This window comes from Clostridium sp. YIM B02555 (assembly GCF_022320955.1).
GTDB classification, from domain to species: Bacteria; Bacillota; Clostridia; order Clostridiales; family Clostridiaceae; genus Clostridium; species Clostridium saccharoperbutylacetonicum.
The window spans coordinates 158644-173021 of sequence record NZ_JAKJJY010000005.1 but is presented as its reverse complement, the minus strand read 5'-3'; the positions used below and the strand labels follow the sequence as shown (position 1 = coordinate 173021).

The window sequence follows — 14378 nt, the reverse complement described above, 5'->3', positions numbered from 1 at the left end:
CATAAAGTGAAAGATGTAAATTTTTTTAAACCATATTTAGGTAAGCAAAAAGAAAAAATTAATTCACAAATATATATATATGGAGCAGCTGCAATAGTTGGGATAATCATTTTAATTAGTCTGGTATCTAATACAGTGAGAATATATTTATTAGATAGAAGCATTACTGATTATACGAATAAATTGGCTGCTTCAGAAATTCAAACTCAATTAAAAGAAGCTCAAGATGTGAATAAGCAAATAGAGATATTGAAAAAATATGATACGTCTTTAACAGATGTAGCAGTTTCTGTTAAAAATAGAGATAATGTTTCAGAAAAATTATTAAAGGAAATAAGTTCAACAGTACCAAGTCAAGTTTCTTTTAAAAATTTAGACATAGTCGATAATACCATAGCAATAAAAGGCATCTCTGCAGATAGGACAGCAGTTGCTGAATTAAAGCATAATTTAAGTGAATTGCAAGTGATGAAAGATGTTTATGTAAACTCAATAGATACTAATGGGGCAGTAGAAGGAAGCTACTCCTTTGATATAAAATGCGTGTTAAAGGATGTTGGATAATATGAAAGTAAGTAATAGAGAAAAGATAATGCTATGGATATTAGGAATAATTTTAGTTGGTTTTGGATATTACAATTTTATATATTTAAAGCAAACAAGTCAGCTTGAAGAAAAAATTCAGAAAGAAAATGAAAAAAGACAAGAATATGAAGTTACAATGACAACAATAAATTCTCTGGAAGATAAAAAAAATGATGCTAAATTGTTGAAAGCCGAAATAGTAGATAAATCAAGTCCTTTTTATCCAACAATCAGTGAAGAACACATAATAGCTGAATTGGATGGATTATTAAAAGAAAGTGGGTTAAAAGGTGGCATAACCTTTAAACCTATAGTTTCAGATGGTGTGGAAAGTTCAAAAAAGGATGAAAATACTTTAGCTGAAAGCTCCTTTCAAGATATTGTAAATAAATATAAAACTGTTATTTCAACAGATGATAAAAATAAAAATGCTGATAATAATGCAGCTAACAGTGCTCAAAATAATTCTAGTACAAGCAGCACAAATAATAATAATAACTCTCCTACAAATAATTCCAGTCAAAACAATTCTAAAACAAATGATGCTAAAGAAAAGAAAAATACTATTTACTATTTAAAGTGCGAAGTTAAATTTGAAGGAAACTATGATGGAATAGATAAATTATTGAAAAAAATTGACGAGAGGGATAAGAAAATAGTAGTAAATTCTATAAAAATAAGCCAAGATACCCTAGAAGCCTGCAAAGGAACTATTGATTTAGAATTTTATGCAATTCCTAAAATTACAGATGAATTAGAAAAGTACTTAGAATGGAATTACAATAATACTTATGGCAAAGATGTACCTTTTAGTGCCAGTTCAGCAACTGGAATCACAAATACGGATAATAGTGATTTTATAGCAAGCATAAAGCCGACTAACTCAGATTTACCTTCAATTATACTTGGGAAAGCAAATGATCCGATGAGAACAAGCTATGTTTACGGTAAGAGTAATTTGGAGGAAATGGTGGAAATGGTTCTAACAGAAGAAGGCGGTAAATATTACTGTAAATATAAAACTTCGAAATTGACATTTCCAGCTAAATATGATGGGCTAGGAATGGAATTTGTACCAGTCTCAAAAAATATTGTTATAAATATCTTAAGTGAAACAAGACAAGGCAGTGATGATAAGGCAAGTGTTAAATTACAATTAGTTAATAAAACAGATAAGCTAGTTGAAGTTAATACAATTGGTGATGATGCTGCAAATCCAAGAGTAAAAATAGATGGTGATGGAAGTAACATAAGTGTTAATCAAAAGTAGGTGAGGATTATGAAAAGTAATTCTAAAAAAAGTAAAGGCTTTGGACTAGTTGAAGTAATAATAAGTATGGCAATAATAGCTATAATTTCTGCAAGTATTTATACAGGTTATATTTTAGCTATAAAAAATACTAAGAGTGGACAAGTAAAGCAGGCTGCAACTTTGGAAGGCAAGAAAATTATTGAAGAAATAAAGTCTTCAGATGTAGAAATGCCTAGTGCTAGTAGTTCTAATCTCGGTATAAATGGAGATATAATCTTGACTAAGCAGGAAACAGATGGAGTTTATTTAAGATTCTTAAATAGTAGCTTTGAAGCTACTAATGAAAATTCAGCAAAATATATTGAAAAACTTACTATAGTTCCAACTAAAGCATCAATTAATAATAATGAAGGAAATATAAATTATCAATATGATGAAATTAAGAATCCTTATGAAATTAACATAAGTAATGAACTTCAAAATACTTCAGTGATAAGTTCTATTAATGGAGAAGTAATCCCTGAATTAGATAGCCAAAAGGAAATATTATTGTCTTTGTATGTTGAAGATGGAGGAAAGATAAGCATTAAGGATTATAAAGGTAGTTCTGTAGATTTACCGGTAGAAATAGCAAAGGTTGATGACGGAAAGCTTAATGTTGTAATTAACTTTAGTGAATATAAGAAAAGAGGCAATGTACCTTTAAAGGGAGTAAATATTAATGTTTATAATAAAATAACCAGTGGAACCTTAAATGTCTATGTACAAAAATCAAAAGAAGTAGAAAGTAATATAAGAATTTTTAAGGGAACAATGAATTTATATGATAATAGGGCTGATAATCAGCAGGAAGCAAATCTTGGAACTTTATATAATATTAAAGTTGAGCTGATGGAATATACACAGTACCTAGAAGATCAGAAAAATAAGACTCATGATGATAGAAATAATTTGTTTACAACAGATTATAATCAAAATTTTGATAAATAGCTTTTTCACAAGGTTTCAAATAAATTATATTTGGAGGTGAAGTTATGAAAAGAAAAAAGCGTGGAAATAGTTTAATCATGGTTGTTATTACTTGTATGTTTGTAACAGCTATTTCTGCAGCTATGTTGTCTATGGTAGCTGGAAATTATAAGGCTAGAGTTGTAGAAAGCAAACGTGTAGAAAATCTTTATGCAACGGATTCAGGGTTAGATGTAGCTTATAACATTATAGGAAAAACCTTTGATGCAGCAGCGAAGTATGGGAATTTAAAAGTAGAAAAGCTTAAAAGTTTAACAAAAGACAGTAATGATGATGGAACAAGTCCAAACAATGCAGCCTATATTCAAGCTAAACAAGATATTTATCATTGGCAGCATATTAATGATGGTAAAAGTGATACAGATTCTAAAGTTTCACAAAAAGAAATTAATAAGAATATAGAAGAAGACAACAAAAAATGCGAGGATTTGGTTAATAGTGAATTTAAAAGGGCATTTAAGAATTTTATTTTACCTAACAATGATCCAAAAGAAATTAATAAGGAAAAGCCTCTAGAAAATTCACTTAGAGATTACATAGGAAATCGTGAATATGTGAATAAAGTTACTAAAAATGATAACGGAGATTATGATTACGAGATAGCTGCTGTTAAATTTTTAAATGACAATACTCATCCAGAGTTGTGGATTCCAAAGCCAGGAACTGCAAACCCTGAAAATTCAGATGGAAGTAAGGAAGCTACAGATGGACTAGTATATGATTCCAGCAATGAAAAATATAAGATAACAGTAAAATCAAATTTTAAGACGTCTACAGAAAATTCAAGTGTTGTTGGAGAAAATTCAAGAATAATACAAACTAATTATGTGATGAAAGTTCCTGAATATGGAGATATATTTTATAATCAAAAAAGTGGGGATTTGCATGAGTATTTAGCTATCAATGATGAAAGAGCATTAACTATTGGCGGGAATATGATTGTAAATGGTTCAAATAACTTTAAGGTTGGCGGAAATATATTTGTAAATGGAGTAGATCCAGCAGTTGATCAAAATGGAATTCATGCTACTTTGAATTTAGATAATAGAACTTATGAAAAATATCGTGGCGGTATAAGTATAAATGATAGCAGTAATGTAATTTTAAGTAAGGATGTTATTACTAGAAACACCTTTAATATGGCTGATAATGCAGAGGTTATAGTTAAAAACAACCTATACGGTGGCAATGTATATATGGGAAACATTGCTGAAGGAGACAATGGATTTGCAAGGGAATCAAAATTAACTGTAAGTAATAGTGTGATAATAGATAATGACTTGGCAGTTAAGGCAAAAAATGAATCTAATATAACTATTAGCGATTTTTATGGAATAAATGATAAAAACATAAATTCTAATGGAGGAAATTTTATAGCAGAAGATTCCTTAAGTAAAGTGAAAAATTCTAGCAGCATAATAGTTAATGGAGTAGATGATTCAACTAGTGTAAATATTACAAAGTCTGCCTATATTATGGGAACTGCACATATTGATACTATAGGAGATAAAGATGGATATCAAACAGGCGAGTCAGGGGCAGTTAATAATGGCGTTAAGAAAAATTACATGGCTTATTCAGTACCATTAAATGAAGCAGAGAAGCTAGATTACTACGAACCTCTTCAACTATTAGATGATTCTAATGTGTTTAATAAAGCAGAACACTTTGGGAAGTACTGGGATCCTAATCAATCTAATGGAGAAGCAAAGAAGACAACTGAAAAACCTGATACTGGTGGGATTATATGGCCGGCAAAGTCAGATGGAAGTGTTAATGTATGGTCTATTGGTGCTATTGTGTATAAGAATGGAAATGATACTAAAGTTCTTAGATCTAATTATAAACCAGAATTAGAAGCTCCTAATGGCGAGATTTATAATAAAAGAGCAGAATTTGCAGGAAAGGTTTATAGATTTGGTCAAGCTCCTAAAATTGAAGATTATAATAATTCGAATATGATTAGTTTTAGTTCAATAATGGACCTTTCTAAGATACCAAGTGATTATGAAGGTATAGATAACCAAGCTGCAAAGGGTGAATATGCTATTTTTAATCCTAAAGATTCAACTACAGGTAAAGCAAAAGCAATTAATATTACAAAATGCAATGGGTCACAGGATGAAATTGATGACTCTGGAAATACCATAGAAATAAAGGTAGCCTCTAAGGGTTCTAATGGATACAAGCTTAATGCAGTGATTGCAACAGATGGGAATGTTAATATTGAGGATGATATTAATTTGGTTGGTAGCATTATTGCAAAAGGAAATCTAAATATTTCAGGAAACAACATAAATATAGAATACAATAAGGACGTAATAGATAGAATTCAAGCAGAAAATTATAATACATTTAAAGAAGTATTTGGAGAAGGTATGTTAGACAATGCTTCGGATACATCTGAAGCAACAAATGGACTTTCAGTAGATTCAAATTTTAGTTATGATATCAAGAAGTTTTTAGAAAATACTCTTTGGAAAATTATTAAATAAGGAGGTGGGTTTAACTATGAAAAAGAAAAAAAGTGCATTTACTTTATTGGAAATGATAATTACCTTAGCAATTACAGTGATAATAATAAGTATTGCAGGAAGTATGCTTATGACAGGCAATAAAGTGTTTTCTGATTCAGATGTTAAATCTACTTTACAAATTGAAGGGCAGGATATCCAAGAGAAATTAAGTGATATAGGAATGCAAGGGATAGAAATTACTTCGGAAGAACCATTGATAGTAAAATCATATCTGAAAGGAAATGATACGACTCCAAGGTATTTTAAAATAGGAAAAAATAAAAATGGTAATTTGATAATAAATCAAGACATAGATTCAAGCTGTTCAGATGAAGCTAATGATCAAATCATTTCAAGGAATCTTAAAACATTACAGACAATAGTCAGTGATAATGGAAAGTCAATAAACTTTAATATTGTATTAACAAGGAAACAAGGTTTTAGTAATGTTGATCATGAAATCAAATTTACAATATATTTGAGAAATAAAGTTAGTTAATATAAATGTGAGCAATAAGAATAATAATTGTAAAGGAGGGGTAATTTTGAGAAAAACAAAAAGTACTACAAGCATTATTTTAACTTTGTTCATTGTTGTTGGATTGATATCTGGAATGTTAATAAAGGTTAATGCAACAGTAAGTGAAAATACACCAGATCTAAATGTTGAAATTAATCAAGTAACAGTTAATGGTCAGCCTGCGGCAAATAATAATGCTGTAACTGTGAATGTTAATGATGAGCTTCAATTTAATTATAAAGTAACACCATCAAATATCGCAGTTAAAGATGTTAATGTTCCTACTCAAAAGGAAGTAGTATTAGTTCTAGATACTTCAGGAAGCATGAACGCTGATTTTAATGGAAATTCTACTAGTAGCGATAAAAATAGAAAAATAACATCTTTAAAAAATGCTGCTAAGTCTTTCATTGCTAAATGCACTGGTAAAAATAATATTAAGATAGGAATTGTTCCTTATTCTTATTATGCTGGATATAATAATGAAATTAAAGAATTAATGAATGTTGCAACTCAAAATGATGTAAATGAGTTGAATTCATATATTGATAATATAAAACCAGATGGGGCTACAAACCAAGGTGATGGGTTAAGAGTTGCAGGCAGGATGTTATCTGATGGAAATTCAAATGCAGCAGCTCAAAAATATTTAATATTTTTAACAGATGGGGAGCCAACTGCAACTACTTTTAAAAATGATAGTTTACCAAGCTATGGGTTAAATGAGTATGCATCTAATGTGTATACTTTTAGAAATGGAGTAGTCAACAGAAATAACTATTATTTACAATATAACCATAATAGTGAAGAAGATACAATAGATGCTTGGCGTTACAATAGTTATCTTGGAAACTACGAAGTGAACTGCATAACTGACTTTGATGAAGATACAAACTTAAAATATATTGATTTTAATAATTCAGTAATAGCTGATATACCAACAGTATACGGAAAAATTGTAGGACAAAAATTAAAAAATGAAGTGCCAAATTTCCACGAAGCGACTATTGCTTATGGATCATCAGTAGTATCAGGAAAAACAAGTTCCTTAAAACAAGTTAATGACAGTATGGGTGGAACGTTATATTCAGCAAAGGATAGTAATACAATTGATAATATATTTAATAGTTTAGCAGATGAAATCTTGCAAGAATATACAATTGATAGTGTTAATTTAAATTTAAAGCTTCCAGATCTTTTAGAATTCACAAGTGATGAAGTGAAATTTAAATTTGATGGAAATTATCAAGTTGCACCTCTTGATAATATAAAATATAAATTGAGTAGTGATAAAACTACTTATATAGCTGACCCTTTTTATGTATCTTTTAAGGTAAAAGCAAAAAGTCCAGGAGTTGTAAATGTTGGAGACACAAGTACTATATCCTATAAAAATATAAATGGTAATATAACAAATGCTATAATGCCTATAACTAGGGTAAGTATAGTAAATAATCAATTACCTTATATAAATGCAAGTTTAATTAGTCCGATACCTAATAGTGTATCTTATCCATCACAGCCTATTGAAGTAAAATATCAAATTACTACAGAGCCTTTTGAATATAATTTGAGCGCTGGACCAATTGATGAAGCAGTATTTGTTGTAGATTTATCAAAAGGGATGTTGAAAAATCCTGATGGAAACAATAATAATAAGTGGCAGATTATGCAAAATTGGTTTACAAACATATTTCTTGATGGCAGCACCTTGAGCGGTCAAAATATTAAGTTTGGAGTAGTAGGATATAATGATTCAGTTAAGCATCCAATTGAAAATGGGAATTATGATAAGCTTTTTGACAGGGTGACTGATAGAGAAGCCTTAAGAACCTTTCTTCAAGAGCCAAACAGCACATCCCATGAGTCGATTTATCCAAATGAAAATATTGATACTAGAAATATTGGATTAGCATTGAAAAAAGCTGATAATTTATTACAAAATAAAGGACAACCTAATAAAAATAAAGCAATTGTATTAATAAATTCAGGAAATGTTAATTATGAACAAGCGGATATTGATTTGATAAAAAGCAGGGGATATAAAATAATCAGCGTTGATTTGAGTGCTGATAAGGATCAAAATACTAGTTCAAATTTAAAAAGCATACATTCAGCTTTACAAGGAAGGGATGATGACTATTTTAAAAGCAGAAATGATGGGGGAAATTTCAATTTCACTCAAAATGACATGCAAAGTGTTGCAGATAGGTTAAAAGCTGGTATGAGTACAAAAACCTTAAGTATTTTTGGAGCTAAATTAAATTTTGATTTGGGAGAAAATTTTGAGGCAGTAAGTGGATTAGACGGTTCTGGCAAGGTAAGAACCGTAACGATTCCAGAAATTAAGTATACCTTAAAGCATGATGATGAAAGTGGAAAAGATTTATGGCAGCAGGATCCACAATCCTGTGAAATTACATTTACCATAAAACCTGTAGCTGGAAAAATGGGAAAATTAGAATTTGCAAGTGATAGCCAAGGAGATTCTGTTGCAAATTTAAAAAACTATATATCTTATAATGGATTAAGCAATAATTTAATAAAAAGGCATATAGAAACTCCTGCTGTAAATATAATTGACCAAGCAGAGCCTATGATTAATGCAAATGTAGTTAATCCGCCAAGTCAGGCAAAGTTGCTTAATGAAATACCTCTTGAGTATGAAGTTAAACCTGAAAAGTTTAATCAAAGTTCTGTTGCTAAGAATATTATGTTTGCATTAGATATATCAAAAACAACAGGAAATGGCAATCCAAAAGATGAACCACAAAAGATAGCAGAAGTTAAAAAAGCATTAGATGCTAATTTAAAAAATTCTCAAATTAATAATGCTAGTTATGGGATATTAACATACTCTAGAAATGCAATTTTTGAAAAATATGGGTTGACCAATGGTTTATATCCAATTAGTACTAAGCTTACTGCAACGACAAATGATGCTGCTGATCATATAAGTGTTGGAGAAAATGCTGCTATTCAAGAGTTTAAGAATGATTTTAGTCAGAAATATGTTGTTATTATATCTTCAGGGCTTTCAAATTCCTGGAAGGAAACTACAGGCTTGTTTACTACTTCAACAGTAAATAATGAAACAATTGGAGAATATAATAAAATTATTTTGGATTTAAGTCGAATTAAAAGTATAAATGAAATTGGACCAGATATTCAATATATTTTCAATCAAATAAGCAGTGCAAAATCAGAAACCTCTTATTCGATACCAACAAAATTAAAGTTTCATACTAATGGAAAATTTAGTGCTATATCAGGATTAAATAAGACATCTGATTCATGGTATGATGTTGAAACTCCAGTATTTCAAGTGAACTATAATTTGGATGGTAATGGTGATTATATTCCTGAAAAGGTTCCGAATATAAAGTTTTCTGTAAAAGCAAGTGTAACTGGAACTTTAAAATTTGGAGATTCAGATGGAGAAAATTCATATGATAATAAATTTGCTGGAGCTGTATTTTATGAAAATTTCTCAGAGCAACAAATATTTAATAGAATATCGCCACTTAGTATTGGGATAAACCAAGATGTTAAGCATGGCTTGTATCAAAATGTTGATGATGGTGAATTGTCAGTTGTTTCAGGTCAAGCTGAATTAGCTAGAGGAGCAACAGCTAAGTTAGCTGTAGGCTGTGATATAGCATCAAGTAATGTGGATATAAAATTACAGATAAATAGTAAGATTGATGCCATAAGTGATAGTAATCCTATAAAGGTTTATAAAATTGTAAATGGACAATTAGTAGAAATTAGTGGTGCTAGCTATACATTGCAAGGAAAAAGTGGTGATTATGATAATTACAGCATTAATTTGCCAGCAGGAATTAATAGTGAAACCAAATTGGTTATAATTTATCAATGTAAAATTCCAGAAAATAATGCAACAGGACCTTTTAAAAATATGGCAACTATAAACGGAACAGAAGCTGATTTTACATTAAACATATCAGATAAGGGACTACCAGATTTGTTTTAGAAACATTAGTTGAAGGTAAAGCAACTCCGCTAAATTTAACTTTAATGGAGTTGCTTCAAAAAAGTGAATTTTAAATGTATTAATCATTAAGTTAGTATGAATATTTAGTGGGAGAGTTTTTATTGTGAGTGAACTTAGAAAAATTATTGTTTTTTTAGTAGTAACGTTAATATTTATTTATATGATAAAAATAAATTTTAGTTTATTAACTAAATATGGTCATAAAAAAAGATTGTCTGCATTACTAATTTTAGGTCTGGGATTGATATCAGCAGGAACCTTTTTTGATGTGATTGCATTTTTAATAGATATTAGATTGAATGATATAATTTCAATTTGTTTTACAGCAGGAGCAATAATATTTGGTACATATATTATTTTATGGAGTAGGTATATTATAAATATTATTACTAAACTTCATAAAAAAGCCCATAATGATTCTATGACAGGAGTTTATAATAGAGTTGGATTTGAATTGATTTTTAGAGAGAAGAGTATGGAAGACAATTCTTTTTATATTATGGTCTTTGATTTAGATAAGACTAAGAGGATAAATGATACTTTGGGACATTCTAAGGGAGATGAGTATATTATTAATGCTGCAAATATAATAAATGAAGAAATAGGTATAAATGGTTTTGTAGGAAGAACTGGTGGAGATGAATTTGTAGCCTTCGTTAAGAATATAGGTGAAGAAGGAATTAATGAAATTAAGACATTAATAAAAAAACGTGTAGCAAATATTAAAAATATGGAAGGAACTCAAATTAGCATAGGATATTCATTTGGTGAAAGAGAAGGAAATAACTTAAAAGATCTTTTGGAAGTTGCTGATAAAAGAATGTATATGGATAAGAATAATAGAAAAATATAATATTAAGATTTATTTAGATAAGAGAAATTTTAATGAAATATTAATTTTACTTAGTCAGTTAATAATGTATAATAACCATATGCGATAAATTAATGATTTAACATATGGGAGGAAACACATGGATACACTTACTTATTTTATTGATGTATTTTTACATCTTGATAAATATTTAGGAACTGTAATAAATAATTATGGAGTTGAAACATATATAATATTATTTATTATAATTTTTTTGGAAACAGGTTTAGTAGTGACACCATTTTTGCCAGGGGATTCTTTAATATTTGCAGCAGCAGCTTTTGCAGCAATGGGAATGCTTAATATATATGTGTTGGTAACAGTACTAATGGTTGCAGCAATTCTTGGAGATACATCAAATTATGAGATTGGAAGACTATTAGGAAATAAGCTGATTAAAAGTGGTAAGTTTATAAAGAAAGAGCATCTTGATAAGACTCATAAGTTTTATGAAAAATACGGTGGAAAGACAATTATTTTTGCTAGATTTGTACCTATAGTAAGAACCTTAGCTCCATTCGTAGCAGGAATAGGAGAAATGAATTATAAAAAGTTTATTTCATTTAATGCAGTTGGAGGAATTCTTTGGGTTGTATTAGTGTCTGTTTGTGGATATTTCTTTGGCAACATATCTGTTGTAAAGAATAATTTTTCTTTAGTTGTTATTGCAATAGTTCTTATTTCAATAATGCCAGCAGTAATTGAAGTTTTAAGAAGTAGAACTCAAAAATAGGAAAACATATATTATTAGTTTTAAGTGATATAAAATGTAGATAAAGAAACTCTACTAAACTTAGGTTTGGTAGAGTTTTTTTATTCTTTAGAATTTATAATGAAGTAAAATCTATGGAGAATATATGAAAAAGACTATTTAACTGAGTTATACATAAGAAAAGAATAAAAAACAAATCATATTCGCCTGCATAAAATGTTTTTATATGCAGCATAGCTGCCTTTTCTAAGGTGCACATTTTTCTCACATGCGTTCGAAAAGGCAGATGCGTAAAAAAATCTCCGGCTCCACGGTCGCCGGAGATTTTTTTATTCGTCCTGAATCGACGATTTTCTAATATTAAAAAATCTAAAATTACTTCTAAGGATTAACTAGTATAGAAGGTGTGAAAAGTATTTAAACTTATGTGAAATAAAACGCAAACATTCCAAATAATGACATGAAAGGAATTTTAGGTTATAATATACCGTGGGATATGTTTAAATATAAGGAAAAAGCTTGAAATTAGGGAGAGATGTCGAATATATTAAATATAAAAAATAATGAATTTTTAAAATATTACAAGGGATATTAAAAATTAATATTGAGTAGATTAATGAATTGTAGAAGTTTGTTCAATAGAATATTTGGAGGAATTTTAATGAGAAAATGGATAGGGAAAACATCTAATGATATTGATAAAAGAAATAAATGGTCTATTAAATTTAATAAAAAAATATTCTTTTTATTAATAGTTATATTATTAGTTGCAGGTGGAATCGGACTTGCTAAATCAGGAGTGTTTAATCAGGGATTAGATAAAGATAAATATACAATTCTTGAAGCAGGGGTCAATATAAGTAAAATTAATGTTAAGGGTGAAGTAAAAAGTGAAAAAGCAACTGGTGTATACGCAAGTACTTATTCTGATGCAAATCCAATAATTAAGGAAGTTAAGGTAGAAATTGGTGATAAAGTTAAAGTTGGAGATACGTTGGCAACTTTAGATACTAATAAATTAGAGAGTGATATAAAAGTATTAGAAACAACTATTGCAACAACAGATGCTGCTAATGCATCCGAATTAAAAAGTGCAAAAGCAACCTATGATAATGCATTAGCCTTAAGTAGTGATAAAAATAATGAAAATATTAAAAATGCAGCTACTGCCGTAAATGCAGCAAAGTTAGATTATGATAATAAAAAAGATTTATATGAAAAGAATAAAATTTTACATGATAGCGGTGCAATTACAGATCAAGAATTTAAGCAATATGAAATTTCTTATGAAAATGCAAAAGACACTTATGATAAAGTCACTGTAAGTTTAAACAATGTAAAGGCTAAGGTAAAGTTAGATCTAACAGTTGCTAAAAATAATTATGATCAAGCTAAAGCTAAAGTTAGCGATAATAGTAAGAAAATTACACTTGAAAATTATAAAAAAGATTTACAGAATGCTACAATAACTTCACCAGTTGATGGAGTTATAAGTTTAAAAAATGCTTCTGTAGGTAATCCGGTTAGTGGCGAATTATTTGAAATAAAAGATGAAAATAATGTAACTATTACTGTTGATGTTAAAGATGTTGATATTGAAAAAATTAAAGAAGGACAAAGAGCTCAAATCAAAGCTGATTCTTCGTATGATAAGAGTATAGCTGGTGAGGTTGTTAGTATTAATTCAATTGCAAAGGCTGAAAATAATAGTTCATTAAATCTTAATAATGACTCTAATGATAAGGAAGCTACCTTTGAAGTTAAGATTAGAGCTAAGGATACAGATTCTAAGCTTAAAATTGGAATGAAAGCACAAGCCGATATTATTGTTGATGAAAAGGATAATGTTTATACAGTGCCTACTGAAAGTATGATAAAAAATAAAGACAATAATTATTGTATATACATAGCTGAAAAACAAGAAAAAGATTACGTTGTTAAAGAACTTCAAATTACAAGAGGAACTGAAACAGATTCTAAGACAGAAATCTATGGTGATAATATTAAAGATGGAGTAATCATGTTAAATTCACCAGGAGATTATGAGCTTGGCAGTGTAATAAAAATTAACGAAAAATAAAGGAGTATTGAAATGTTTTTGAAAGTTATGGATGCTCAAAAAGCATATGGAGAAGGTGAAAGTAAGGTTCAAGTACTAAAAGGGGCAACTTTTACTTTAGAAGAAAGTGAAATATGCACTATTCTAGGTCCATCTGGCTCAGGTAAATCAACTTTATTAAATGTTATTGGAGGATTAGAGGGGATAGATGTAGGTGAAGTGAATATAGATAACATTTTGGTTTCTAGTCTTAATTCTGAGGAATTAGCGGCTTATAGAAGAGAAAAATTAGGATTTATATTTCAATTTTATAATCTAATACCTAATCTTACAGTTAAAGAAAATATTGAAGTGTGTGAATATCTTACAGATGATCCTTTAAATAAAGAAGAATTATTAGCAAGTTTGGGCTTATTAGAACATCAGGATAAATTTCCAAGGCATTTATCAGGGGGGCAGCAGCAAAGAACAGCTATAGCAAGAGCACTTATTAAAAACCCTAAACTGTTACTTTGTGATGAACCAACTGGTGCTTTAGATTATAAGACGTCAAAGGAAATACTTGAACTTTTAGAATCAGTTAATGAAAGGTATGGTACGACTATGATTATAGTAACTCATAATGATGCCATTAAGTATATGTCTCATAAAGTTGTAAAAGTTAGAGACGGACGAATTGAAGAAGAATATAAAAATGATACTATAATGAAAGCCAAGGATATTACATGGTAGATATAATAGTAAAATCATAAATATGAAAAAATTATATGAACAATTGTTATATTATTTTTTGACTGAGCTATAAGTTGAAAGGGATGA

The 14378-nt window shown here is 29.1% G+C and carries 10 protein-coding genes; all 10 read left to right on the top strand.

Annotation, left to right across the window (positions count from 1 at the left end; translation table 11 throughout):
* Nucleotides 1-6: 6 nt before the first annotated feature.
* Nucleotides 7-564: a PilN domain-containing protein gene (locus L3B98_RS09915; protein ID WP_238916490.1), complete on the top strand. Its 558-nt coding sequence runs from the start codon at nt 7-9 to the stop codon at nt 562-564.
* Nucleotide 565: 1 nt separating this feature from the next.
* Complete coding sequence (locus L3B98_RS09910; protein ID WP_238916489.1) at nt 566-1855, top strand: pilus assembly protein PilO; 1290 nt, start codon at nt 566-568, stop codon at nt 1853-1855.
* A 9-nt stretch (nt 1856-1864) separates the two neighbouring features.
* Nucleotides 1865-2827, top strand: a complete 963-nt coding sequence (locus L3B98_RS09905; protein WP_238916488.1) for a prepilin-type N-terminal cleavage/methylation domain-containing protein — start codon at nt 1865-1867, stop codon at nt 2825-2827.
* Nucleotides 2828-2871: 44 nt separating this feature from the next.
* Nucleotides 2872-5361 (top strand): hypothetical protein, encoded by a 2490-nt coding sequence (locus L3B98_RS09900; protein WP_238916487.1) that lies wholly within the window; start codon nt 2872-2874, stop codon nt 5359-5361.
* A 16-nt stretch (nt 5362-5377) separates the two neighbouring features.
* Nucleotides 5378-5881, top strand: coding sequence for a type II secretion system protein (locus L3B98_RS09895; protein ID WP_015394506.1), 504 nt, complete (start codon nt 5378-5380; stop codon nt 5879-5881).
* A gap of 46 nt (nt 5882-5927) precedes the next feature.
* Complete coding sequence (locus L3B98_RS09890) at nt 5928-9896, top strand: vWA domain-containing protein (protein ID WP_238916486.1); 3969 nt, start codon at nt 5928-5930, stop codon at nt 9894-9896.
* 124 nt (nt 9897-10020) lie between these two features.
* A complete protein-coding gene (locus L3B98_RS09885) occupies nt 10021-10770 on the top strand; it encodes a GGDEF domain-containing protein (RefSeq protein ID WP_015394504.1) in 750 nt (249 codons plus the stop codon).
* Nucleotides 10771-10888: 118 nt separating this feature from the next.
* Nucleotides 10889-11521 carry a DedA family protein gene (locus L3B98_RS09880; RefSeq protein ID WP_015394503.1) on the top strand — a complete coding sequence of 211 codons (633 nt, stop codon included), beginning with the start codon at nt 10889-10891 and terminating at the stop codon, nt 11519-11521.
* Nucleotides 11522-12161: 640 nt separating this feature from the next.
* On the top strand, nt 12162-13580 hold the full coding sequence (locus L3B98_RS09875) for an HlyD family efflux transporter periplasmic adaptor subunit (protein ID WP_238916485.1): 1419 nt from the start codon (nt 12162-12164) through the stop codon (nt 13578-13580).
* 12 nt (nt 13581-13592) lie between these two features.
* The gene (locus tag L3B98_RS09870) at nt 13593-14291 is read left to right on the top strand and encodes an ABC transporter ATP-binding protein (protein ID WP_238916484.1); all 699 of its coding nucleotides are present in this window, start codon (nt 13593-13595) and stop codon (nt 14289-14291) included.
* The last annotated feature ends 87 nt before the right edge of the window (nt 14292-14378 follow it).